Source organism: Streptomyces racemochromogenes (genome assembly GCF_039535215.1).
Lineage (GTDB): Bacteria > Actinomycetota > Actinomycetes > Streptomycetales > Streptomycetaceae > Streptomyces > Streptomyces racemochromogenes.
In genome coordinates, this window is sequence record NZ_BAAAWT010000001.1 from 6080723 (window position 1) to 6105816 (window position 25094).

A 25094-nucleotide genomic window follows, 5' to 3' on the forward strand; every position below is an offset into this window, starting at 1 on the left:
GGGGCCCGCTCATTGCTTCAGCGCGGCGCAGGCGTCGGAGCGGCTGCCGGGGGGCATGAGCCTGCGCTCGCTCTTGGACAGCTCCCGGGCTGCCAGGCCGCAGGCGCGCCCCCGCCACCGCTCGGGGTCGAGGGGCAGCACGTCCAGCGTGGAGCCCTCCGACCAGGCGAGCCGCCTGCCGTCCGCCGACCAGTCCCCGGCCGCCCCGTACCCGGGGGTGAAGTGGTACTTCTCCGCGCCCTGGGCCACGTCCCAGAAGGTGAAGGAGTTGACCGTGCCGACCGTGCTCAAGGTGGACGCGTCGGCGAAGCCGTTCAGCCACTGGATCCCCTGGTAGGCGATCGTCCTGGTCGGCGCCCTGCCCTCCACGTCCCGGATCTGAAGGCGCCCGTCCGTGGTGAGGACCGCGAGCGTCCGCCCGGCCGGGTCGAAGGCCAGCTGGCTCACCCGGCCGTCCTCGTCCTTGGCGGGGAGCGTTTCGGCCTCACCCGTCTCGAAGTCCCACAGGACGATCTGCTCCCCGACCGCCCGTACGGCCGCCTGCCGGTGCCCTGGGCGGGCCACGGCGAAGATGGTGGAGGCCGCCGTCGACAGGTCGACCAGCTCCGAGGCCGGCGGCTGGTAGATCCGGCCCGCCCGTGCGCCCGTCTTCAGGTCCCACCGGGAGACGTAGGAGACGGCCGAGACCACCGCGTGGTCGTTCCCGTCGAACCAGACGCTCACCCAGGCAGGGGTGCGGCCGGTCCGCGGGTCCGCGCCTGCAGGGTCGATCCCCGGCGGGCCCGGCGGGGTGATCCGGCGGGTCTCGGTGAGGCCGGTGCCGCCTCCTGGCGCCGGCAGGTCCCACACCAGGACGCCGAGACCGTCCGCGGTCACCGTCAGCAGCCGTTTGCCGTCCGGGCTGAAGGTCGGGTAGAGCTTCGCCAGCTGGGCGGAGGGGCGGGCCGCCGCGAGCTGTGCCCGGGTGTTCAGGTCCCACAGGCGCAGGCCCTTCCCGTCCCCGTCGACGGTGACGACGCGCCCGTGGTCGACGTCGATGGCCCTGATCAGGCTGGTGAGCATGGAGCTGTCGAAGGTGGTGGGCGCGGGCACCCGGGCGATGACGACCGTGGAGCCCGAGCTGACCGCCATCCTCATCGCCCCGGGAGGACCGGCCAGGCTGATCGCCGGAAGCCGGCCGCTGCCCGCGATGACCTGGTCCTGCTGAGCCGGTGCCGGCAGGTCGAGGGTGGCGGGCAGGCCCTCCTGGAGGTCAAGGACGAGGAACCGGTACCGGCCGAGCTCGGCGCCGAACCGCTGCGCGGGATTGACCAGGAAGCGTCCGGTCCGGTCGAGCCGGGGCACGTACAGAGGGCACACCAGCCCCAGCTGACCCGTGTTGTACTGCTTCCGCACCCTGGGCTGTCCGGCCAGGTCCCAGACCTGGAGGACTCCGTCATTGGTGCACCGCACGAGAGTGGTGCCGTCGCCGCTGACGGTCACCGTGCCCACGTCCTGTCCGGCCCAGGGCCCCTCTTCGCGGTGCCCGTCGGACAGGTTCCAGCGAACGAGCCGGCCGGTCGCGCCCGACTCGGTTCCGTCCGGGACGATCCGGCCGATCACGGTGCTGCCGTCCGGCCCGAACCACGCCTGGGAGACGGTCCAGCCGTCAGGCGGGGCGAGGTGGTCGCCGACGCGCTGCCAGGACTCCGCTTCCCAGACGGAAACCCCCTCGCCCGGTACGGCGGCGAGCAAACGCTTTCCCAAGGCGTCGAAGCGGAGGTCGGTGGCGGGCCGGGCGTTCACCCGGGACTGCTCCGTACCGCGCAGTTCGATGGTGCGGCGGCTCCCGTCCTCCGCGAGGACACCTGCGGTCAGCCGCCCCAGGAAGGAGGAGGCCGCTGACGTGCGGCCGTCCGGCGAGGCGGTCGCCAGGCGCGCGTTGCGCATGATGACGCCCGGCTCGCGTCCACCCGAGCCCGGATGGGCCGAGACGATGTCGCCCCCCACCAGGCCCAGCGTCAGGCGGCTGCCGTCCTCGCTCAGGGCGGCGTCGCGCACCTCCCCGCTGCCCTCCAGCACGATCCGTTCGACGTGGCGGGTGCGCAGGTACTGCTCGAAGAGGGAGGTTTCCGCCTGGGGCCCGGGGGCCGTGCGGTAGGCCGCGGCGCTCATCAGGGCCGAGGTGGTGAGTGAGACGTCGTCCAGCCGGGACGCCAGCTGGGCGAGTTGGGGGGAGGCGCCGCGCCCGAGGTCCTCGTCGAGCTTCTCGTTCGCCCCGTACAGCTGCCACGACGCGAGCACGGCGACGGCCAGCAGGATGGCCAGCAGGGTGATGCCCGCCTGCCTGAGCCGGCGGGAGCGGTGGGCCTGGGCCGCCTCCTCGGCGCGGCGGGTCAGGCCCGCTTCGAGGAATTCCCGCTCGCGCACCGAGAGTTCGTCGCCGCGCAGCCCCGTCTGGGCGACGGCGGCGTCCAGGGGCGCGCCCGTCGGCAGCTGGTCGCGGGGCCGGCCGAGCTCCTCCCATCGGTCCAGGTCGCGCCGGAAGCCGGCCCGCCAGGTGAGGAACTCGCGGTCCCGCGCGACCCGGCGGGCCAGCGTGGGCCAGGCTCCGATCAGCGCCTCGTGGGCCAGTTCGACGGTCTGGCCGCGCTCCGCGTCCCCGCCCACGACGAGGATCCGCCGCTCGGCGAGCAGGCCGGCGATCCGCCACCGCTCCTCCCCGGCGTCCGCCCGGCTCAGCACCCCGCGCAGCGGGGCCTCGCCGCCCGGCGCCATCCTGACCAGCGCCGTCAGCAGCCGCAGGGCCTCCTCCTCGTCCGCCTCCGCGACACAGGCCCGCCAGGCCGCCTCCGCGTGCCGGCCCAGGGCGCCGCGGACGCCGCCGATCTCCTCGTACGAGGCGAAGCGCAGCCGGCCCATGGCCTGCTCGTCCCACAGCCGCGCCAGTACGAAGCCCAGCAGCGGCAGCGCCCCCGGCTCCGCGCCGGCGTCGTCCAGCATCCGGGAGACCAGCCCGGGGTCGTACGACACGGCGGGGATCCGGGCCAGCGGCCGCAGGATGACCTCGGACATCTGGGCCCGGGTCATCGGCAGCAGCGGCCGGACCGCCGCCCGGCCGAGGGCGGGGCCGAGGACGGGGTGCGCGAGGGCGGCCTCCAGGAAGTCGGCCCGGAGCGTGAGCAGCACCCGCAGCCCGGCGGGGTGCGCCTCGGGGAACAGCAGCGCCGCGGAGCCGTCGTCGCCGGACCGGCCCTCCGCGAGCAGCGCCTCCGCCTGGTCGAGTACGACGAGCAGCCGGCCCGCCCGGTCCCCGAGGGCCGACCGGGCCGCGGCGGCGAGGCCGCGCCCGGCCAGGTCCTCCTCCAGCTCCCGGGGCCCCGCCGCCCCGCCGCCGAGGCGGGCCAGCTCCGCCGCGAGCGCCGTCCGCACCGGCAGCCCCTCGGCGGCCCGCACCACCAGCACCTCGTACCCCCGGGCGCGCAGCCGGGGCGCCACCCCGGCCAGGGCCAGCGAGGACTTCCCGCAGCCGGACGGACCGACCAGGGCCACGCGGGAGCGCGCGCCGCCGTCCAGCAGCCCGGCGACGTCCTCGGCCTCCGGGTCCCGGCCGAAGTACACCTCCGCGTCGGCCTCCCGGAAGGCGGCGAGACCCCGGAACGGGGAGGCGGGGCTCAGCAGCGGGCCGAGCGCGGGGACCTCGGCGATCAGGGTCCGGGTGGGGATCACGAAGCTCTGCCGGTCCCCGGACAGCTGGGCGGCCACCACCATGCCGACCACGGCCCCGGCCTCCTCGTCCCAGACGGGGCTGCCGCTGAACCCCCGGTCCACGGCCACGCCCTGCTGGTCGGAGCCCGACAGCTGCACCCAGTTCTCGGCGGTCCAGCCGCGCAGCCGGCCCGCGTGCCAGACGCCGCCCGGGAAGGCCGCGGTGAAGCCGGCCACCCGTACGAGGTGGTCCCAGACGCTCGTGGGGGAGGCCATGGCGAGCGCGCCCACGCCCTCCACGGGCGTCCGCAGGCGCAGGACCGCGATGTCCCCGGTGCCGTCCGCCCGCAGCGGGACCCAGTGCTCCACCTCGGCCGGGACCTGCCGGGAGGCCCCGGACAGGGGGCGTTCCAGGGTCAGGACGCCCGCCGGCGCCGACACCTGCGCACGGGGCGCGCCGAGCGCGTCGGCGACGACGTGCGCGCAGGTCAGCGCCAGGTCGGGGGCCACCAGGAAGCCGACCCCGACCGGTCCGGCCGGGCCCGCGACCCGGACGATCGCGGAGCCCAGCAGGGCGTCCGCCTGCCCGGCCCCGCCCGCCGCCGTCATCAGGGGGTGTTCTGCGGGTCGCTCTGCGGGGCGTTCCGCGGGGCCGGGGAGTTCCACGTCAGGGTCACGCCGAAGTTGGCCTGGGTGGTGGTGCTGGCGATGACGATGTCCGCCTCGGCCGACAGGGAGACCCCGAACTCCAGGGTGATCTCGTCCGGCCGGTGGGCGAGCCCGCTGAGCCGCCCCACGAAGCTGTCGGCCAGCGGCCGGATGCCGTCCACCATCTCCCCGAAGGAGCGCGACGCCCGGACGACGGAGCCGCCGCCGCGCCCGACCCGCGCCAGCGACTCGTCGACCTCGCGGATCTGCACCCGCAGCACCCCGTCGGTGCCGTCCCCCAGGGGGACCTCGACCGTACGCACCTCGGCACTCATGACCGTCCACCCTCCCCGTTGCCCAGCGGCTCGGCGTTGTGGACAACTCTCGCACGGGGTGGGGGAGTTGGGGCAGTGGCAGGGGGCGCGTGCGCCGGGGATGGCCGAAACCCGGCCGCCCGGCCCCGGCGCCGGTCCCGGCCCGCGGGCCGCTACCTGGCGGTCTCGAGCCGCCGCTCCGCCAGGAGCTCCGGCCCCGCGGCGGGAGGCGGCACCGCCCCGGCCAGATCGAGGCTCGCCTCCAGGTCGTCCAGCGCCAGACGGGTCGCGGCGATCCGGTCCCGGACCTCGTCCGCCGGCTCCGTGGAGTTCGCCGCGCGCTCCCGGGCCCGCGCGTCCGCCTCCTCCATCTCCCGCGCCTCGTCCAGCGAGTTCAGCACGACCCCGATCAGGACGTTGACCAGGACGAAGGAGGCCAGCAGGGCGTACGAGGCGTAGTAGAGGATGCTGAACCGCGAGATCTCCAGCCCCGCCCGGACCGCGTCCGTCAGCCCGTCCAGGGTGGTCAGCAGGAACAGGGTGAGCGCGGCCCGCCCGATCGAACCGTAGTGCTGCGGGTCGGCGGAGGCGAAGCTCACCCAGCCGACCATGGCGTACACGTACACGACCAGCGCGCCGACGAACAGGAAACTGGCCGTGCCCGGCAGGCTGCGGCCGACCGCCAGCAGCAGGATCCGCAGGTGCGGCAGGAAGCGGGCGGTGCGCAGCACGCGGGCGAGGCGCAGCAGCCGCAGGACGGTGGCGTTCTCGCGCAGGAACGGCAGGAAGGCGGAGGTGACGATCAGCAGGTCGAAGATGTTCCAGGGGTCCCGGAAGAATGCTTTCGGCCGGTCGGCGTGGGCGCCCGCCCGCACCAGCATCTCCAGCGTGAAGACGGTGAGGCAGGCCTGCTCCGCCGCCTGGAGGACCTGGCGGTGCCCGGCGGCCAGCCCGCTGTACGTCTCCAGGCCCATCAGCGCCGCGTTGAGCAGGATCACCGCGAAGACGCCCATCCCGAAGGAAGGGGCCTCGGTGATGCGGCGGCAGCGGGCGGCAAGTCTGCGCCGGCCGGATCCGGCCGGCATGGGGTCCGTCATCGTGTCCCTCGTACTCGTGCTCGTGCGGCCCGTCAGGCCGGGGTCGGCGTCGTCGCACGGAGCGGCGCGGGCGCGGGCGCGCACGCCGGTCCGTACGTCCTGCTAACGCCGCACGGCCGAACGGGTTTCACGTGGTCACACGAAACGGACCATTGCGGGGCCCCTGGACGGCGAACGGCCGGGCCGGAACCCCGAAGGGTCCCGGCCCGGCCGTCGTCGTGTCCCGTGGTGCAGGGGCTCAGTCCTGCTTCCCGGCACGCCGGGCCGCGTCCTGCGCCTGCTTCTCCTTGATCCGCACCGTTTCCTTGCGGACCTCGGCCTGGGTGGCGCGCTCCTTCTGCAGCCACTCCGGGTTCTCCTGCTTGATCGCCTCGATCTGCTCGGTGGTGAGCGCCTCGGTGATCCCGCCGCGCGCGAGACCGGCGATGGAGACGCCCAGCTTCGAGGCGACCACCGGACGCGGGTGCGGGCCGTTGCGCCGCAGCTCCACCAGCCAGGCCGGCGGCTCGGCCTGGAGTGCGTTCAGCTCGGCGCGCGAGACCACGCCCTCCTGGAACTCTGCGGGGGTGGCCTCGAGGTACACACCCAGCTTCTTCGCCGCGGTCGCGGGCTTCATCGTCTGGGTGCTCTGGTGCGACGTCATGGGGTCAAGGGTATCGAGCATGTGCGCTACCTCCGACCACGACCGGTAGCCTTGGGGGGTGACAGGCTCGGATACACCCCCTTCGTTCCGGCTCGCCTATGTCCCGGGAGTGACGCCCACGAAGTGGGTGCGGATCTGGAACGAGCGGCTGCCCGACGTCCCGCTGACCCTCGTCGGCGTGCCCGCCGCCGAGGCGTTCGCCGCGCTGCGCACCAGCGACGCCGACGCCGGGTTCGTACGGATGCCCGTGGACGGGGCGGACCTCAGCGCGATCCCCCTCTACACCGAGACGACCGTCGTGGTCGTCCCGAAGGACCACCTGGTGGCCGCCGTGGAGGAGATCACCACCGAGGACCTGGCCGACGAGATCGTGCTGCACCCCCTCGACGACGTGCTCGTCTGGGAGACCCTGCCCGGCCGCCCCGCCTTCGAGCGGCCGGCCACCACGGCCGACGCCATCGAGCTGGTCGCGGCGGGCATCGGCGTCCTCGTCGTCCCGCAGTCCCTGGCCCGCCTGCACCACCGCAAGGACCTCACCTACCGGACGGTCTCCGACGCCCCCGCCTCGCGGATCGCGCTGTCCTGGCCGGAGGAGAAGACCACCGACCTGGTGGAGGAGTTCATCGGGATCGTCCGCGGCCGGACCGTGAACAGCACCCGCGGCCGGCAGCCCACCCCGCCGCAGCCCAAGCAGCGCAAGGCCGTGGCGGGCGCCGGTGGCAAGACGGGCGGCAAAGCGGGCGGTGCCAAGGCGGGCGGCGCGAAGAGCGGGGCCGGCAAACCCGCCGCCCGCTCCGGCGGCAAGCCGGGCGGCAAGCCCGCCGCCAAGCGGGGCGGCAAGCCGCGCGGGCGGCGCTAGCGCCGGGTACGCACGACGGCCGGTCCTCGCGTTGCGGGGGCGGGGTCGGCCGGGCAAGGTCGGAGCATGCCCATCGCCACCGTCAATCCCACGACGGGCCAGACGCTGCTCTCCTTCGACGCCCTCGACGCCGCCGACATCGAACGCTGCCTGGCCCTGGCCGCGCGCACGGCCGCGACGTACCGGCGCACCACCTTCGCCGAGCGCTCCGCGCTGCTGGAGCGTGCCGCGGACCTGCTTGAGGCGGAGGCCGAGGACGTCGCCCGCACCATGACCGTCGAGATGGGCAAACCGCTCGCGGGGGCCCGCGCGGAAGCCGCCAAGTGCGTCAAGGCGATGCGCTGGTACGCGGCCCGAGCCGAGTCCCTCCTCGCCGACGAGCACCCCGCCGACGCCGACGTCCGGGACGCGGGCGCCTCGTCCGTCCGCGTCCGCTACCGGCCCCTGGGCGTGGTGCTCGCCGTCATGCCGTGGAACTTCCCCCTCTGGCAGGTCGTGCGCTTCGCCGCGCCCGCGCTGATGGCCGGCAACGTGGGCCTGCTCAAGCACTCGTCGAACGTCCCCCAGACGGCCCTGTACCTCGGAGACCTCTTCCAGCGGGCGGGCTTCCCGCAGGGCTGCTTCCAGACCCTGCTCATCGGCTCGGGCCCCGTCGAGGGCATCCTGCGCGACCCCCGCGTGGCGGCGGCCACCCTGACCGGCAGCGAGCCGGCCGGGCGCGCCGTGGCCTCCGTCGCGGGGGACGAGGTCAAGAAGACCGTGCTGGAGCTGGGCGGCAGCGACCCGTACATCGTGATGCCCTCGGCCGACGTCGCCCGGGCGGCGAAGACCGCGGTGACCGCGCGGGTGCAGAACAACGGGCAGTCCTGCATCGCCGCCAAGCGGTTCATCGTGCACACCGACGTCTACGAGGAGTTCGCCCGCCTGTTCACCGAGGGCATGCGGGCGCTGACCGTCGGCGACCCCATGGAGGAGTCCACCGACGTCGGCCCGCTGGCCACCGAGAGCGGCCGCGCCGACGTGGAGGAGCTGGTCGACGACGCCGTGCGCCACGGGGCCACGGTCCTGTGCGGGGGCCGTCGCCCGCCCGGCCGCCCCGACGGCTGGTTCTACGAGCCGACGGTGCTGGCCGACGTCACCCCGGGGATGCGCGTCGACCTGGAGGAGACCTTCGGCCCCGTCGCCACCCTCTACCGGGTGGACAGCCTCGACGAGGCCGTGGAGCGGGCCAACCGCACGCCCTTCGGACTCAGCTCCAACGTGTGGACCCGGGACGACTCCGACCTCGAGCGCTTCGTCGCCGAGCTGGAGGCGGGTGGCATCTTCGTCAACGGGATGACCGCCTCCCACCCGGCCCTGCCCTTCGGCGGGGTCAAGCGGTCCGGGTACGGGCGGGAGCTGTCCGGGCACGGCATCCGCGAGTTCTGCAACATCACCACCGTCTGGGAGGCCGCGGAGCAGGGGTGACGGCGGCCGGTCAGCCCTCCATCAGTCCCACGACGTGCTCGGTGATCATGTCGAGGACCGCCGCGGCGGTCTTCTCCTCGCCGAGGACCAGCACGCTCAGGGTCAGTCCGTCGGTCATGGCGGCCAGGTACCGGGCCAGGACGGGGGCCGGGACCTTGGGGGTGAGCCCCATGTCCCGGCACAGCTGCCCGATCAGCTCCTCGTACGTCTGGCAGTACAGCTCGTACTGGCGGCGCGCCAGGTGCTCGAACCCGGGCCGGCGCAGGGCGTACTGGGTGAGCTCGTAGGTGAGCATGTGCTCGCCGGGCTGGGCGTCCACGTGGTCCCAGTACGCCTGGAATCCGGCCCGGACGGTCTCGCGGAGCGTGGGTTTCGGCCGGATCGCCTCCCGCACCACGCAGATGTAGTGCGCGGTGATCGCGTCGAGGACGGATTCCAGCAGCTCCTGCTTGGAGTCGAAGCAGTAGTGGAAGACGCTCAGGGACACGCCGGCCTCGGCGGCGATCGAGCGGGTCGTGGTCCGGGCGACGCCGTCGCGGGTCATCGCGCGGATCGCCGCCTCGGTCAGCTGGGCGCGCCGCTCGGCCGACGGCATACGGGGCACGGAACTCCTCGGGGTGGGGGGACTTCGGGTACGGCGGCGGGGCCGGCCGGGCGCTGCGGCCGGCCCCGCCGGTGGCGTCAGCTGCTGTAGACGCGGACCTCGTGGAGGGAGTACCCCCACTGGGTGGCCCGCTGGACGCCCTGCACGCGCAGGTAGCGGGCCGTCACCCCGGCGAACCGGGCGGTGTCGAGCCCGCCGTCGCTGTCGGAGGTGGACCAGACCGTCTGCCAGTTCGTTCCGTCCGTGGAGGTCTCCAGCCGGTACGCCTTCCCGTACGCCCGTTCCCAGTCGAGGGTGACGCGCCCGATCCGGTGCGCGGAGCCGAGGTCGATGCGCAGCCACTGGCCGTCGTTCCACTCGCTGGCCCAGCGGGAGCCGGAGTCGCCGTCCACGGCCCGGCCGGGGGAGTAGTCGACGAAGGGGTTCCACCACTCGGACGACGAGGCCGAGGCGGAGGAGCCGGCGGCGAGGTTCACCTCCGACCGGTGCCGCTCGGAGGCCCCCCAGGTGCCGAGGTAGGACTCGGCGCCCTTGAACAGGTCGTCCACCACGTCCTGGCCGCCGGTGAGCCGGATGTCCTCGATCCAGTCGGGGACCAGGCCGTAGTGCGAGGCGCCGTCGGTGTTGAGGTCCCAGGTGCGCTGCCCGGTGGTCTGCCGGTCGATGACGGATCCGCCGTCGGTGCTGGTGAAGGGGTACTTCACCGGGTTCGGGGTGTTCGCGCCCCGGGGGCCGGGCCAGCCGCCGACGCCGTTCATGTCGGTGCCGTAGCCGTAGCCGACCTTGTACTTGTCGCGCAGGGCGTCCGTACGCCTGGCCTCCGCGCTGAAGGCTTCGGAGCCGCTCATGTACTGGGCCGCGAAACCGCCCAGCTTGTAGAGCCGCTCGGTCCAGCCCAGGTCCATCCAGCTGTGCGAGGAGATGACGCCCGGGTAGGACTCGGACTCCAGGATGTCGAAGGCGCGGCCCGCGGCCTTGACGCTCATGTGGTCGACCTCCAGCATCATCCCGCGCTTCATCATGCCGCGGACGGCGTACTCGCCGAGTTCGGTGAGACCGCGCTTGTTGCAGCGGGCGTCGGCGGAGTACGAGGGGACCGCGACCCCGGCCGGGAGCTCCTTCTGCGCCGCCGGAGCCGCCGCGAGGCCGATCGGGTTGTCCTTCTGCGGCCCGGCGCACTGCTCGGTCTGCCAGAAGGTGCCGGTCGACAGGAACTGGCCGACGTTGATCGCGGTGCCGAGGGCGCCCTCGTCGAAGCGGACCCCGCACAGGGCGTTGTCGAACTTGTGGCAGAGGAACATGCTGCGCACGCCCAGCTTGTACAGCTCGTCGAGGCCGCGGTCGACGTCGGCCTTGCCGCACTGGGCGACGTCGAGGATCTGCTTGCAGCCGAACGGCTCGGAGGTCTCGACCCCCATGACGACGGCCAGCTTCCCCTGCTTGATCACCTCGCGGGCCTGGTCGGAGTCGATGACGATGCGGAACCAGCCCTTGCCGGGGCCGCCGTACATCTTGTCGACGAAGGCCTGCATGTCGTACGTCTTCTGCGCCTCCAGGCGGATGGCGGTCATCTCGTCGCAGCCGCGGTCCTTGAAGAAGTAGACCGAGCAGATCACCCCGTTGGTGACGAGGTCGTTGACGAGGACGCGCTGCCCGCCGCGCCAGGCGCGCTCGACCCAGGCGTAGTAGTTCTGCTGGTGGGTCAGCGAGTCGTGGGCGGGCCAGTCCTTGAACGTGGGCCAGCCGTTGGGGTCGTGCTTGCCGTCCCCGCCCTTGGTGATGAAGTCGAAGACGGCGAGGGTGCCGTCGGGGTAGTGCTCGGGACAGTCCTTGAGGGCGTCCGCGACGCCCGCCTCGGAGAAGGGCTTGCCGCAGATCAGACGGCCGCCGAAGCCCTCGTTGGACATGAGGTGGTCGTGCGCGTCGACGAACCCGCGCACCTTGCCCTGGGCGTCGGTGCCCTTGAAGGGCTCACCGGTGACGTTGATCGCGGAGTCGGGCTGGGGCCGGGCGGTGGGGTTCCACCAGCCGGCGTCGGTGGTGGAGCCGGCTTCGGCGGCGGAGAGGGGCGCGGGGCCGAGCAGCATGGCCAGCGCGGCGACGAGCGGCGTCAGGAGCGCGAGGCGGCGCCGTCGGCGCGCGGCGCCGCGGTACGGCCGTGGGGGCGGGTGAGGGGTCAAGGTCATCACTCATGTCTCGGTCGTCGGATGCGGCGCGAACGGATCCGGGCATGAATTGTCATGCCCCGCACAAAGGTGGGACGAGAATCCCGACTGGCTCGAAAGGAGTCAAGAGTCCGGGACGGATGACCTGATGGGGCGTCGGGTCCGACGCGGGCGCGGGCGGCGGTGATCAGCGGCGGCCCGGTGTCATGTCGTAGGTGACCCACATGGTCCGGGTGGCCACCTGGTCGTACTTGGAGCGCGCCCGGTGGTTGTCGTCGGCGGTGATCCACCGCACGACGCTCCAGCCGCGCGCGGCGGCGAGCTCGCGCAGGGCTTCGAGCAGCAGGTCGGCGGCGCCGGAACCGCGGTGCTCGGGGGCCACGAACAGGTCGTCCAGGAAGCAGCCGACGGTCGCGGACAGCGGCCGGGCGAAGGGGCGGTAGTGCGCCAGCCCCAGCAGTCGTCCCCCGGCGTCCTCGGCCACCAGGGCGCCGACCTCGTGCCCGGGGTCGTTCACCCACGCCCATACGGTGGCGGCCGCCTCCTCGGTCTGCTCCACCTGGTAGAAGTCGGCGTAGCCCCGGTACAGGGCACGCCACTGGGCGAAGTCCCCGGACGTGACGGCGCGGACCTTGATGTCGGACATGTGCGGCAACTCCTTGATCGACGGACCGATGCAACGTAGCAACCCGCCTCCGTCGCCACACCTGTCCACAGCGGTGCCGGTGCCGCCGCGGTTTTCGACACGGCGGCGGGTTGATGGCTGGACGCTGGCGTATGTGTCAATCGCCCGAGAGGGTGAATCATTCGCGATTACGGGGCGAGGTTGTTTCCGAGAAGCGTGCGATTCGACCGCCCGTTCTGCCTTTAACCCCCTCGGGGCGGGATGTTCGCTTTGGGCCTTCCGGGTGATGCCGGGTATGCCATCGTGGCGGCCATGACAGACGTGAACGCTCAGGCCCCTTTTCCGTTACCGCCCTCCCCCGAGAGGCAGGCCGCGTGGATCGAGGCCGTCCTGGCGACCGACGGCGTCAACGTCCCGCGTGCCGCACTGGAGAACGTGGCGCCGTTCATCGTGGACCCGGAGGCGGCCGTCGGCGAGCCGGATGCCGCTGGTGTCCGCAGGCTCAAGGGCGGGTCGGTGCGGCGCCTGCGCACCGACGCGGGCGACATGGTGGTGGCGGTGGTCCGCATGCACGGTGCGGGCGGGGTGCAGTGGAGTCACAACGAGCGCATCAGCTCGATCTGGCGCTCCATCGCTGACCCGACGGTGGGGCGGGGAACGGAGAGGATCCTGTCCTCCGTGCAGCCCTGGAGCCAGGTCGACGACCAGGGAACCGAACGGTTCCTGGCGGCCCTGCAGAGCACCGCGCAGAACCGTCAGGCGCTGCTGATGGACGCCGAGGACGCGGCTGACGCGCTCTCGAAGCGGGACAAGGTCAGGCCGTACGACCTGGAGGAGGACCTCGTCCTCAATGGTCAGCAGGAACCAGGGATGTACGTTCCGCAGCAGGTGCGGCTCGTGGAGCCGCCGGAACGCGACGCGAAGGGCGAACCGCTCCACCCGGAGGCCTTCTGGGGCTGGATGGCCGTACGCGGAAACAATCGAACGCAAAAGCGTCAGTCGATTTTCCGTTTGACCTCGGGTGAGGTGCTCGCCGGTGTCCCGGCGGAGAAGCTGGGGCGGCCCGGCGACGAGATCGTCTGGGACCCCAACCAATGGCTGTCCGAGTTCTCCACCCTGCTGAACAGGGAGTTCGCGGAGTCGACGGAGGGCCTGGACCCCAAGGACGCCCCCAGGGCGCGACGCGCCGAAGCCATCGCGGTGGTGGACGCCCACCTCGTCGTCGGCACTCCGACGCCGAAGCGCCTGTACCGCATCGTGCAGATGAGCAACCGTCGCGACCACGTCCACCCCCCTCTGGAGTTCGATCCGATCGACCGCTCACGGGCGCTGGGGCGCAGTGTGCTGGGCATGTACGTGGCGCGCGGGCTCATGGACGAGAAGACCGCCGAAGTGCTGTCCGGGTTCGCGCCGGTCCGGGAGCACCCGGACGCCACCCCGGAGATGTCGGTCGCCGACCTGCGCGACCTGCGCTCCATGGCCCTCCTGCAGGAGCTGTTCCCGGTCGACCCCCACAAGCGGCACCTGCTGCGCCGCGCGCTCAGCGAGGGGCCCCCGTCCCAGCTGAAGGCCGACGAGATCAACCAGCGGGCCCGCGCCTGGTCCGCCCTGACGTCACTGAGCTACCCGCAGCCGTGGAACCCGCGCATCGGGCAGATCTTCACCAGCAAGGTCCGTGAGGGGATCGTCCTGTCCGGGCGTTCCCTGCGCGACCTGCTGTCCTCGGCGGACGGCGACGACCAGGCGTTCGAGGAGCTCGTCGCCTACCGTGCCGCGCACTGGCTGGCTTCGTTCGGCATCGTCGAGGCGGACCGGGGATCCCTGGACGGTCAGGAGGTCCTCGGAGATTCGGGTGAACGCGTACGAAGGGCCCGGCGGGGCGTCCCCAACGTCCTCCAGGCGCTGCGGCACAACCGGAAGGGTGCGGTCGGCCTGCTGAAGTCCCTCGTCGCGGCGATGGAGGACGGAGACCGGCAGCCGTTGCGCGTCAGCGGGTCCGGGATGCAGATGCCCGGCAGGCCGATGACCCCGCTGTGGCTGGACGAGGTGTTCCCCAAGGAGACCGGTACGCGACCGCGCAAGCCGGCCACCGCTCCGGCCGCCCCGGCCCCCGCCCCCGCCGGCCCAACCTCGGCGCCGGCGCCGGCGCCGGAACCGGAACCGGCGGGGGCGGAGACCGCGACCGGGCGCACCGACCCCGAGGCCGGCGCGGACCGGGTGGAACCCGCCGCTGCGGTGCCGGTCCGGGCCGCCGTGCCCGCGGCCCGGCCCCCGGCGGCCGGGACGGCCGGGACGACCGGGGGCGGTCCCGCCGGCCCACCGCTCCCCGTCCCCGACCTCCTGCTCCGCGTCGAGGGCCGGATCCGCGAGGTCAACGCGGGAGCCGTCGAGGTCCGCGGGCTGCTCACCGAGCTGAAGGAGCGGGCCGGTGATCCCTCCGCCCCGGCGCCGATCGGGCGCGGACGGGCCGACGCCGCCGTACGCCTGCTGAACCAGACCGTGGCCCTGCTGCGGGAACTGCCGGAGCTCGTCGAGGTGATGGCGCAGGACGGCTGAGCGCACGCGGAGCCCGGCCGGTGGCGCCGGCCGGGCTCCTGGGGTGGTGCCGTCGGGTCAGCTCGTCTGGAGGGTCACGTCGTCCACCACGAAGGAGGTCTGGAGGGACTGGTCCTCCACCCCCTTGAACTGCAGGACGACGGTCTGCCCGGCGAACTGGGAGACGTCGTAGCTCTTCAGGGTGTAGCCGGAGCCCGCGTCCAGGTTGGACAGGGTCGCCAGGGTCTGGCCGCCCACCGAGACCGTGAAGGTGTCGTAGGCGACGCTCTCGTTCTCGTCGGTGTCGATGTGCAGGTAGAAGGAGAGCCGGCCGGAGGCGCAGCCGGCGGGGACGGTCAGGGACTGTGAGGCGCTGTCCGTGCGGGAGCTGCCCCAGCCGTTCAGCCAGGCCATGTACGAGCCGCCGTGCGGGAGCTGGCCGGACTGGTTGGTGATCACCCCGGAGGTCGTGGACCAGGGGGCGGAGCCGCTCTCGAAGCCGCCGTTGACGACGACCTGGGCCGGGGTGCAGCTGCCGCCGCCCCCGCCGACGGTCAGCGTGTACGTGGTGCTGTGGGTGACGGAACCGGTGCCGGTGACGGTCAGGGTGTGGGTGCCGGCCGGGGTGCCCGCGGCGACCTGCACCGAGAGGGTGGCGGACTGGCCGGACTGGACCGAGGCCGGGCTGACGGTCGCGGTCACGCCGGAGGGGGCGCCGGTCACGGACAGGGCGACGGTCTGCGCGCTGCCGCTGACGGTGGCGGTGTTCACGGTCGAGGTGACGGAGCCGCCGGGGTTGGCGGAGCCGACGGCCGGGCTGGTGGCGATGGAGAAGTCGGAGGCGGGGGTGCCGCCGCCGACGGCCGTGTTCCAGATGGCGTACGCGACGCCGTCGGCGCTGCGGTCGAGGACGGTGGCGCTGATGTTGGACGGGGTGTCGCAGGCGCTGTGGTAGCAGGAGTCGTACGCCGCGTTCGCGGTGCCGCCCCACTTCGCGGCCTGCGCGGAGGTCTTGCGGGCGCTGGCGCCGGCGGCGTAGCCGGAGGTGGGGATGCCGGCCTGCTGGAAGGAGTAGTCGTCACTGCGGCCCTGGCCCTCGGTGTTCTCCTCGGGGGCGAGGTTCAGGGAGGTCCAGTACGCCTTCAGCGGGGCGGCGGTGGTGGAGTTGACGTTGTTGATGAAGTAGCCGCCGTTGGGCGAGCCGACCATGTCGAAGTTGTAGTAGCCCTTGATGGCCGCCCGCTGGGCGCTGCCGAGCTGGTTGACGTAGAACTTCGAGCCGTTGAGGCCCTGCTCCTCGTCGGTCCACCAGGCGAACCGCACGTGCTGGGTCATCGTCGGGTTCTTCTGCGCCAGGACGAGGGCGTTCTCCAGCAGGGTCGCCGAGCCCGAGCCGTTGTCGTTGATGCCCGGTCCGGCCGAGACGCCGTCGAGGTGGGCGCCGAACATCACGGTCTTGTCGGCGGGCCCGCCCGGCCAGTCGGCGATCAGGTTGTTGGACGGGTAGGTGCAGGAGGTGCAGGCCTGCTCGGTGACGGTGTAGCCGGCGGCCTGGAGCTTGCCCTTCACGTACGCGAGGGACTGGGTGTACCCGGCGCTGCCGGCCCGGCGGTTGCCGCCGTTCTGCGAGGCGATCGTGCCGAGCTGGGCCAGGTGTGCCTGGACGTTGGCGACGCTGATGTCGGGCGCGGTCGGGTCGGGCTGGGTGCCGCCCACGGTGAGGGCGTAGTCGACGGTGTGCGCGAGGGACGCGCCCTGGCCCTTGACGGTGACGGTGGAGGCCCCCGGCGCCGCGTTGGAGGAGGCGGAGAGGGTCAGCGTCGAGGACTGCCCGGACTGCACGGTGGCCGGGTTGAAGGAGGCGGTGACCCCGGCGGGCAGGCCCGTCGCGGTGAGCGTCACCTGCTGGGCGGACCCGCTGGTGGTGCTGGTGGCCACGGTGGTGGTGACGGAGCCGCCCTGCTGGACGGTGCCGGACGCCGGGTTCAGGGAGAGCGAGAAGTCGTTCTGGCCGCTCGGGGTGCAGGTCGGGTCACCGCTCTGGGCGGGCACGCTGATGGCGTCCCAGGCGGCCTTGGTGCGGTTGAACAGGTTGCAGGTGGCGTCGAGGGACTTGGCCGAGCCGAGCGTGGCCGTCCGGTACTTCTTGTACGACATGCTGCTGGTCTTGAGGAGCATGCCGCCGTAGAAGATCTTGCCGGCGTTCTGTACGCCGACACCGGTCAGCGTGGTCTGGTTGCAGGTGCTGCTGTTGGGCTTGCCGCCGCCCGGGCTGGTGCCCTCGGCCAGCAGGTAGAACCAGTGGTTGAGCGGCCCGGCGGCCTTGTGCACCTCGGTGCCGGGGATCGCGGAGCTGTAGCAGGCCGGGTCGTTGTTGACCGCCGGCGGGTCGTACATGTTGCGGATCGGGCCGCGGCCCTGGAGGTTGATGACCTCGCCGACCGTGTAGTCGGGGGTGTCGTACGGGGCCGGTTCGTTGATGTACGCCTCGGTCAGCGCGCCGAAGATGTCGCCGGTCGCCTCGCCCAGGCCGGCCTCCTGGCCGCTGGTGCCGCCGGGGGTGTTGGAGTCGATGGCGTGCCCGTACTCGTGGGCCACCACGTCCACGCCCGCGATCCACTCGTTGGCGCTGTTGCGGCCGATGGTGACCGAGCTGCCGTCCCAGTAGGCGTTGAGGTCGCTCAGGCCGACCTTGCCCGGGAAGCTGCGCCCGTTGCCGCTGACGCCGTTGCGGCCGAGCCACTGGGAGAGCATGTCCCACTGCTTCTGCGCGGCGAACATCAGGTCCGTGCACCCGGTCTCCTTGGAGGTCGGGTTGCCGGTGCCCCAGGAGTCGGAGGACTTGCTGAAGACGGTTCCGGTGCTGTAGTCCGCGCAGCTCAGACCCGGGCGGTTCGGGTCGCGCAGGGAGTACGTGCCACCGGAGGCGGTGGTGTCGATCGTCAGCGGGTTGGGGCCGTTCCACTTGCTGTTGCCGGTGCCGGCCACGACCTCGTCGTAGCGGTCGACGACCTTCCCGGTGCGGGCGTCCACGAAGACGTGCAGCCGGCTGGGCGCCGTGCGGGTGCGGCCGGTGAGCACGGTCTCCCAGGCCAGTACGGGCTTGTCGTCCTTGAGCCGGACCACGAGCCGGCTGCTCTCGACCTTGTCCACCTTCTCCAGCTCGCGCCGCGAGGAGGCCTCGGCCGCCTTCGCGTCGACGTCCGGGGTGGTCGCCACGTCGATCACGGTCGAGGAGGCCGACTGGAGGGCGCGGACCCGGCCCTCGCCGTCCGCGAGGACGACCGCGTCGCCGCCGACGACCGGCAGGCCCCGGTAGCTGCGCTCGTACGCGACGGAGTACAGGTCCTTCACCCAGGGGGTGACCAGGCGCCGTTCGTACTGCTGGCGGGGGGAGTTGACCAGGGTGTCGAGGCCGCTGCGGACGGCCGCGTCCGCGGCGGCCACGGCCCGCTCGGCCTTGGACTGACGGGGTGGTACGGGATCCGGCTGCGCGGCCGACGCGGTGCCGGCCAGCGCGCCGGCGAGGCTCGCGGTCAGCGCGAGGGCTGCCACGGACGCCGTCCATCTGGTGGGCTGCACGAGTCCACTCCGATCGTGTGTGGGGGGTGGGTGGCGGTACGCGTCGCCGAGTATGGGCGTGGACATGGCGAGATTGGGACATCCCTGCGGGCATAAGGCGCGGGTTATGGTGCGCTGCCGTGCCGCTTCGTAAGCTGCCCGGATGCAGCTGGAGTTGAGGCATCTGCAAGCCGTCTGCCGGATCGCGGAAGCGGGCAGTCTGGGGGAGGCGGCCAGGCGGCTGGGGATCTCGCAGCCGGCGCTCTCCGCCCAGCTGCGCCGGATCGAGGCGGTCACCGGCGGGGAGCTCTTCGCCCGGGGCCGCCACGGCGTGGAGCCCACCGCCCTCGGCCACTTCGTGCTGGCCAGGGCGCGCCGGGTGCTGGGCGAGATGGCCGCCCTGGGCGCCGAGGCCCGCGCGCTGGCGGCCGACGCCCCGCTCAGGCTCGGCTGCATCCTGCTGGTGCTCCTGGACGGCCTGCTCGCCCGGACCGACCAGGCCCTGTCCGGGCGGGAGGTCACCGTGGACCTGGAGGACTCCGTCACGGCCCTGGTGCGGATGCTCGGCGCCGGCCAGTACGACGTGATCGTGTACGGCGAGGTGAACGACTACGAGGTTCCGCTGCCCCGGGGGGTCACCGCCCGCACGGTGGTGCCCCAGGAGCCGTTCTGCATCCGGATGTCCTCGGGGCACCGCCTCGCGGGACGCGCGACCCTCGACCTGGCCGAGCTGGCGGGAGAGCAGTGGATGACCCTGGTGGAGGACGACGACGGAGGCCCCGAGGCCCTGGTCGAGGCCTGCGCGAAGGCGGGCTTCACCCCCTCGCTGCGCCACCGGATCACCGACCGCCAGATGCGGCACGACCTGATCGCCGCGGGCCGCGCCATCGCCCTCTGCCAGCCCACGGCCCCGCCCGTCGCCGGGACCGTGATGCGCCCCCTGGCCGGCACGCCGGTCACCGGCCGCATCCGCCTCGCCTGGAACCGCTCGGCGGTCCCGGCGCGGCAGGCCGAGCTGCTCTTCCGCGCGGCGGTCGCCGCGTACCTGGCGAACGTGGACAACAACGACTTCCACCGGAAGTGGTGGGACGCCCACCCGGAGGCCCGGCCGGTGCTCGACTGAAACGAGGAGGCCGCAGCTCAGGCCCGGTGCGTCCGGCGCCGGCGACGCTCAGGCGGTCCCCCTTGAAGGAACGATCCGGCGGCGGGTTAGCATATGAGCGCCGCCTAGCTCGAAAGATAACGTCTGTGACTGTCAACGAGGACTCGTTCGCCAACTGGAAGACCCGCGAGGAGATCGCGGAGTCGATGATCCCCCTCATCGGGAAGCTGCACCGGGAACGGGACGTCACGATCCTGCTCCACAGCCGCTCCCTGGTGAACAAGTCGGTCGTGAGCATTCTCAAGGCCCACCGCTTCGCCCGGCAGATCGACGGCGAGGAGCTGTCGGTCACCGAGACGATGCCGTTCCTCCAGGCCCTCACCGCCCTCGACCTGGGCCCGTCCCAGATCGACATCGGCATGCTCGCCGCCACCTACAAGACCGACGACCGCGGTCTGTCGGTCGAGGCCTTCACCGCCGAGGCCGTCGTCGGCGCCACCGGCGAGAACAAGATCGAGCGCCGCGAGGGACGCGACGTCGTCCTCTACGGCTTCGGCCGCATCGGCCGCCTCGTCGCCCGCCTGCTCATCGAGAAGGCCGGCTCCGGCAACGGCCTGCGCCTGCGCGCCATCGTCGTGCGCGGCGGCGGTGACGCCGACCTCGTCAAGCGCGCCTCGCTGCTGCGCCGCGACTCCATCCACGGCCAGTTCCAGGGCACCATCACGGTGGACGAGGCCGCGGGCACGATCGTCGCGAACGGCAACACCATCAAGGTGATCTACGCGAACGACCCGTCCGAGATCGACTACACCGAGTACGGCATCAACGACGCCATCCTCATCGACAACACGGGCAAGTGGCGCGACCGCGAGGGCCTCTCCAAGCACCTGCGCCCGGGCATCGACAAGGTCGTCCTGACGGCCCCCGGCAAGGGCGACGTCCCGAACATCGTCCACGGCGTCAACCACGACACCATCAAGCCGGACGAGCGCGTCCTGTCCTGCGCCTCCTGCACCACCAACGCGATCGTCCCGCCGCTGAAGGCGATGGACGACGAGTACGGTGTGCTCCGCGGCCACGTGGAGACCGTCCACTCGTTCACGAACGACCAGAACCTGCTGGACAACTACCACAAGGCCGACCGCCGCGGCCGCTCCGCGCCGCTCAACATGGTCATCACCGAGACCGGCGCCGCCTCCGCCGTCGCCAAGGCGCTGCCCGACCTCAAGGCCCCGATCACCGGCAGCTCGATCCGCGTCCCCGTCCCGGACGTCTCGATCGCCATCCTGAGCCTGCGCCTGGGCCGCGAGACGACCCGCGAAGAGGTCCTGGAGTACCTGCGCGGCGTGTCGCTGCACTCGCCGCTCAAGCGCCAGATCGACTTCACCACCGCGCCCGACGCCGTCTCCATGGACTTCGTGGGCTCGCGCCACGCCTCCATCGTCGACGCCGGCGCCACCAAGGTCGACGGCGACAACGCGATCCTCTACCTCTGGTACGACAACGAGTTCGGCTACTCGTGCCAGGTGATCCGCGTCGTCCAGCACGTCTCCGGGGTGGAGTACCCGACCTACCCGGTCCCGCAGGTCTGATCCCGCGCATCGCCCGACCCGGTGCCCCGCCGACAGCCGTCGGCGGGGCACCGCGCGTTTCCTGCCTAGACTGCCGCGGTGACCGAGAACGTGCTTCCCCCCTGTCCCGAATGCTCCGGCCCGTACGCGTACGAGATGGGCGCCCTGCTGGTCTGCCCCGAATGCGGGCACGAATGGCCTCCCGCGGCCGGCGAGGACGGCGACGCCCCCCAGGAGCGGGTGGTCAAGGACTCGGTCGGCAACGTGCTCGCCGACGGGGACACCGTCACCGTGGTGAAGGGCCTGAAGGTCAAGGGCCACCCGACCGGGATCAAGGCGGGCACCAAGGTCCGCAACATCCGCCTCGTCGACGGAGTCGACGGCCACGACATCGACTGCAAGATCGACGGCTTCGGCGCCATGCAGCTGAAGTCGAGCGTGGTGCGGAAGGGCTGATCTCCCGCTGTCCCGCGCGGGCGGCGCCTTTGTGCGAAGCCACGGACCGGGTCCCGCGGACGGCCGGAATCCCATGGTTTTCCCCAGTGGGTCCGGGGGCTCCCGCCGGATACGTTCGCCACGTTCCGTAAGTGGCGAAAGGGGAAGCCGTGGGAGCGGTGGCGTCCGTACTGGCGGCGGCGGTGCTGTGGGGGACGGTGGGGCCCGCCCAGCTGTGGGCGGACACCGGCGTGCACCCGGTGTCGCTCGGGGCCTGCCGGATGCTGCTCGGCGGGCTCGTGCTCAGCCTGCTGACGGTCCGCCCGGCGGGGCTGCGCACCCTGGGCAAGCCCGGAGCGGGCCGGTGGCTCGTCCTGAGCGTGCTGGTGACGGCCGCCTTCCAGGTCTGCTTCCTCCAGGCGGTGCAGCGCGGCGGAGCGGCCCTGGCGACGGCCGTCGCCTTCGGGACCGTGCCCGTGGTGGGCGGGCTGAGCGCCCGGTGGCTCGCCGGGGAGCGGCTCACCCGCCGCTGGCTGTGGGGGACGGGCTGCGCCGTGGCCGGCATCGCCCTGTTGCTGCTGCCCGGCAGCGGGGCCCGGGCCGACCTGCTCGGGCTGGTCTTCGCGGTGGTGTCCGGGGCGAGCTTCGGCGTGTACATCGCCGCGTCGAAGCAGCTGGCCGCCCACGGCGCGGACCTCGCCGCGGCGGCCCCGGTGAGCGTGCTGTGCGCGGGGCTGCTGGTCTCGCCGTTCCTGCTGGTGGCACCCGAGGGGCTGGCCACGGGCCGGGCGCTCGCGCTGATCGGCTGGCTGGGCCTCGGCACGACCGCGCTCGGCTACCTGCTGTTCACGCGCGGCGTCGGCCGGCTCAGCGCCGCCACGACGGGGACGCTGAGCCTGACCGAGCCACTGGTGGCGGCGGTGCTCGGGGTCGCGGTGCTGGGCGAGCGGCCCGGTCCGACGGCGGCGGCCGGAGCGGCGCTGATGCTGTTCGGGCTGGTCCTCGTATCCGTCCCGGAGCGGCGCCGCATCCGGCCGTAGCGGCCGTCTACCGGTCCTGGTAGGCGGTCATGTCCGCGCGGACGCGGTCGGAGAAGAACATCGGGCCTATCGCGTCGGCCCAGGCCATGCCGTCCGGGGTCAGCCCCAGCGTGCCGCCGCTCTCCCGCAGCCAGTTCCGCTTCAGCAGGAAGTCGAGCTGGGGCCCGAAGTCGTCCTCGAAGCGCGTGGTGAACCGCTGCCGGTAGGCGTCGGCGCGCATGCCCGTGGACTCCAGCAGGTGCTGGAGCACGTACATCCGGCGGCGCTCGGCGTCGTCCATGCGGAACGCCCACTGGGCGCGCCGGAACCGTTCGGTCGGGGTGGCGACGTAGTCGTCGATGATCCGCCGCACCTCGGGCACCGCGACGGCGTAGTCGGTGGTGTAGTGCAGGTCGGTGGTGAACGAGCGGGCGCCGACGCCCAGCCCGACCATGCCGGCCTGCTGGTTGTACTCGCTGATGCCGCTGCCGTCGGTGTCCTCCACGGCGGCGGTGCCGGTCCGCCGGAAGACCCGCATGGAGGTCTGCTCGTAGCCCGCGGACAGGAGGTGGTCGCGGCCGTAGCGGTAGAGCCGCAGCCGCTGGTCGTTCCAGTCCTGGAGCGTCTTGGCGTGGCGGGTGCTCAGACCGGTCAGCGGGCGCACGTACAGCGGGTAGAGGTAGATCTCCTCCGGCTCCCAGGCGAGGGCGGCGTCCAGGGAGACCCGGAAGGTGCGCTCGGTCTGGCCGTCGATCCCGTAGATGAGGTCGATGTTGAGGATCGGGAACCCGGCCTCCTTGAGGCGGGCGAGCGAGGCCTCGACCTCCGCGCGCTTCTGCGGCCGCACCGCGGCGCGCGCCTCCTCGTCGAGGAAGCTCTGGACGCCGATGCTCAGCCGGGTCGCGCCGCGCTCGGCGAGTACGGCGATCCGGTCGGCGGTCGCGGTCGCGGGGGAGGTCTCCACCGACCAGGAGGCCGCCTTGAGGTCGGCTCCCATGATGTTCTCGCTGATGTCGCAGAGGCGGGTGAGCTCCTCGGCGGTCAGGTAGGTCGGGGTGCCGCCGCCGAACGCGGCGAGGGTGAAGCGGATCGGCTCGCCCTTGGCCTCCAGCGCCTCGCGGGTGACGCGCGCCTGCCGCTCCAGGGTGGCGAGGAAGGCGCCGGTGACCTCCTCGGGGGCGCCGGTGCGGGTGAAGAGGTTGCAGAAGCCGCAGCGCATCTCGCAGAAGGGGATGTGCGCGTAGAGGGAGAGCGCGTCGAGGCGCTCCCTCGACCACAGGTCGCTGAGCAGCGGACCGTCCTCCAGGAGGCGGTACGCCTTCTGGTGCGGGTAGGCGTACACGTACTGCTCGTAGGGGGTTTCCGGATCGGTGTCGGCGGAGGGGACCGGGAACGACGGGCTCGGCAGCAGAACAGGCGCGTTCATCAGGGGAATCGACTCTCTCTCGGCAAAAGAGGGCGTCACTCTTCGTGACCAGGCGTCACCTTAGGTTCGCGCCGGGGCCGTTTTCAGCAGTGCAATTCCCATGAACCGCCTTTCGGCGTGTAGAGCTTCATATGTACTTTTTGCGGAAGGTGGGATTCCGCCCCGGGGGCGGTGTATCCGTGGCCGCCATGGAGAACACACGGAGACTTCTCGTCGCCGCCGGGGGCGGCGGCGACGCCATCACGGCCGCCATGGTCCACGCCGCCCTGCACGGCGCGGACACCCCGGCCCTCGTCCTGACCTACGCCTGGGAGCGGCTGGTCGTCGACCCCGTCCCGGGCCCCCGGAGCGCCGGCGACTTCCACGGCACCGAGACCGCCGCACCGGACCTCGTCCTGGTCACCCCCGGGACCCGGCCCGTCGCCCCGGCCGGCTCCCTGCTGCCGCGGCTGTCCGGCGAACTGCGGCCGCGGCTGGGACTGCTGGACCCCTACGGCGGCGCCCTCGGCCTCGCCCGCCAGATCGCGGCGGCCGCCCGCTGGTGCCGCGCCGAGCGGATCGACCTCGTCGACGTGGGCGGCGACATCGTGGCCCGGGGCGACGAGCCCACCCTGCGCAGCCCGCTCGGCGACGCCCTCGCCGTCGCCGCCTGCGCGGCCACGGGACTGCCGACCGGCGTGTACGTGGCCGGGCCCGGCCTCGACAACGAGGTGCCCCCGCCCGACCTGCTGCCCCGGCTCGGCGCACCAGCCCTCACCCTCACCGCCGGGCACACCGCGGTCGTGGCCGGGGTCTTCGACTGGCACCCCTCCGAGGCCAGCGCCCTGCTGGTGGCCGCCGCCCGCGGGGTGCGCGGGGTCTGCGGCACCCGGGACGCCCCGCGGCCGGTGCACCTGGACGCCTCGGCCGCCGCCGTCCACCGGCTCACCCTGGACCGGGTCCTCTCCCTCAGCCCCCTCGCCCGCGCCCTGGCCGGCACCGGCGCACTGGCGGAGGCCGAGGAGGCCTCCCGCGCGGTGTGCGGCTTCTCGGAGATCGAACGCGAACGCCGCCGCGCCGCGGCCCTGCCCGCCGGCCCGCCCGCACCGCGCCCGGACCGGGACCCCGCCGCCGTCCTGGCCCGCTTCGCCGCCTGGGAGCGGGAGACGCTGGCGCGGGGGATCGCGTACGCCACCACCCGCCGGATCACCGAGGAGCTGGACCTGGGCCCCGGGGAGGCCCGGCGCCTGTTCGCCGCGCTGGGCGACCGCCGGGCCGCGCCGCTGTGGCGGCTGGGTGCCGCCGCCGGCCGTCCACAGGCGGGACGGGGTGTCGGCGGGGGCCGCTAGGCTTCTCG

At 73.0% G+C, this 25094-nt stretch carries 17 protein-coding genes; 8 read left to right on the forward strand and 9 right to left on the reverse strand.

Annotation, left to right across the window (positions count from 1 at the left end):
• Positions 1-9 precede the first annotated feature (9 nt).
• From ABD973_RS28040 to ABD973_RS28055, 4 genes are all read right to left on the reverse strand, one after another.
• Positions 10-4296 carry an nSTAND1 domain-containing NTPase gene (locus tag ABD973_RS28040; RefSeq protein WP_345502721.1) on the reverse strand — a complete coding sequence of 1429 codons (4287 nt, stop codon included), beginning with the start codon at positions 4294-4296 and terminating at the stop codon, positions 10-12.
• A complete protein-coding gene (locus ABD973_RS28045) occupies positions 4296-4670 on the reverse strand; it encodes a CU044_2847 family protein (RefSeq protein ID WP_125815406.1) in 375 nt (124 codons plus the stop codon). The genes ABD973_RS28040 and ABD973_RS28045 overlap by 1 nt, the downstream gene beginning before the upstream one ends.
• A 152-nt stretch (positions 4671-4822) precedes the next feature.
• Positions 4823-5746 carry an ion transporter gene (locus ABD973_RS28050; protein ID WP_125820369.1) on the reverse strand — a complete coding sequence of 308 codons (924 nt, stop codon included), beginning with the start codon at positions 5744-5746 and terminating at the stop codon, positions 4823-4825.
• Positions 5747-5984: 238 nt separating this feature from the next.
• A complete protein-coding gene (locus ABD973_RS28055; protein WP_185899284.1) occupies positions 5985-6389 on the reverse strand; it encodes a DUF5997 family protein in 405 nt (134 codons plus the stop codon).
• A gap of 58 nt (positions 6390-6447) precedes the next feature.
• Here ABD973_RS28055 and ABD973_RS28060 point away from each other — a divergent pair, with 58 nt between their 5' ends.
• On the forward strand, positions 6448-7248 hold the full coding sequence (locus tag ABD973_RS28060) for a LysR family substrate-binding domain-containing protein (protein ID WP_125820368.1): 801 nt from the start codon (positions 6448-6450) through the stop codon (positions 7246-7248).
• A gap of 66 nt (positions 7249-7314) precedes the next feature.
• Positions 7315-8715, forward strand: coding sequence for an NADP-dependent succinic semialdehyde dehydrogenase (locus tag ABD973_RS28065; protein WP_345502727.1), 1401 nt, complete (start codon positions 7315-7317; stop codon positions 8713-8715).
• 10 nt (positions 8716-8725) lie between these two features.
• On the opposite strand, the gene ABD973_RS28070 is transcribed toward ABD973_RS28065, so the two are convergent.
• The 3 genes from ABD973_RS28070 to ABD973_RS28080 form a co-directional block, all read right to left on the reverse strand.
• The gene (locus ABD973_RS28070; RefSeq protein WP_125594890.1) at positions 8726-9319 is read right to left on the reverse strand and encodes a TetR/AcrR family transcriptional regulator; all 594 of its coding nucleotides are present in this window, start codon (positions 9317-9319) and stop codon (positions 8726-8728) included.
• Positions 9320-9396: 77 nt separating this feature from the next.
• Positions 9397-11406 (reverse strand): galactose-binding domain-containing protein, encoded by a 2010-nt coding sequence (locus ABD973_RS28075; RefSeq protein ID WP_345504773.1) that lies wholly within the window; start codon positions 11404-11406, stop codon positions 9397-9399.
• A gap of 265 nt (positions 11407-11671) precedes the next feature.
• Positions 11672-12130, reverse strand: a complete 459-nt coding sequence (locus ABD973_RS28080; protein WP_345502729.1) for a GNAT family N-acetyltransferase — start codon at positions 12128-12130, stop codon at positions 11672-11674.
• Between the two features lie 291 nt (positions 12131-12421).
• Between ABD973_RS28080 and ABD973_RS28085 the strand changes: the two genes are divergently transcribed.
• A complete protein-coding gene (locus tag ABD973_RS28085; protein WP_345502731.1) occupies positions 12422-14665 on the forward strand; it encodes a hypothetical protein in 2244 nt (747 codons plus the stop codon).
• Positions 14666-14722: 57 nt separating this feature from the next.
• Here ABD973_RS28085 and ABD973_RS28090 read toward each other — a convergent pair whose 3' ends face one another.
• Positions 14723-18199 (reverse strand): M28 family peptidase, encoded by a 3477-nt coding sequence (locus ABD973_RS28090; RefSeq protein ID WP_386382004.1) that lies wholly within the window; start codon positions 18197-18199, stop codon positions 14723-14725.
• Positions 18200-18368: 169 nt separating this feature from the next.
• Between ABD973_RS28090 and ABD973_RS28095 the strand changes: the two genes are divergently transcribed.
• The 4 genes from ABD973_RS28095 (at position 18369) to ABD973_RS28110 (ending at position 22353) form a co-directional block, all read left to right on the forward strand.
• Positions 18369-19328, forward strand: a complete 960-nt coding sequence (locus ABD973_RS28095) for a LysR family transcriptional regulator (RefSeq protein ID WP_125820364.1) — start codon at positions 18369-18371, stop codon at positions 19326-19328.
• A gap of 125 nt (positions 19329-19453) precedes the next feature.
• Positions 19454-20899, forward strand: coding sequence for a glyceraldehyde-3-phosphate dehydrogenase (locus ABD973_RS28100; protein ID WP_125594894.1), 1446 nt, complete (start codon positions 19454-19456; stop codon positions 20897-20899).
• Between the two features lie 78 nt (positions 20900-20977).
• Entirely contained in the window at positions 20978-21334 is a 357-nt protein-coding gene (locus tag ABD973_RS28105; protein WP_125820363.1) for a zinc ribbon domain-containing protein YjdM, read from the forward strand.
• Between the two features lie 131 nt (positions 21335-21465).
• Complete coding sequence (locus tag ABD973_RS28110) at positions 21466-22353, forward strand: DMT family transporter (protein WP_125820362.1); 888 nt, start codon at positions 21466-21468, stop codon at positions 22351-22353.
• 7 nt (positions 22354-22360) lie between these two features.
• On the opposite strand, the gene ABD973_RS28115 is transcribed toward ABD973_RS28110, so the two are convergent.
• The gene (locus ABD973_RS28115) at positions 22361-23758 is read right to left on the reverse strand and encodes an STM4012 family radical SAM protein (protein ID WP_125820361.1); all 1398 of its coding nucleotides are present in this window, start codon (positions 23756-23758) and stop codon (positions 22361-22363) included.
• A gap of 188 nt (positions 23759-23946) precedes the next feature.
• On the opposite strand from ABD973_RS28115, the gene ABD973_RS28120 reads away from it, so the two are divergent.
• Positions 23947-25086 (forward strand): DUF1152 domain-containing protein, encoded by a 1140-nt coding sequence (locus ABD973_RS28120; protein WP_125820360.1) that lies wholly within the window; start codon positions 23947-23949, stop codon positions 25084-25086.
• The last annotated feature ends 8 nt before the right edge of the window (positions 25087-25094 follow it).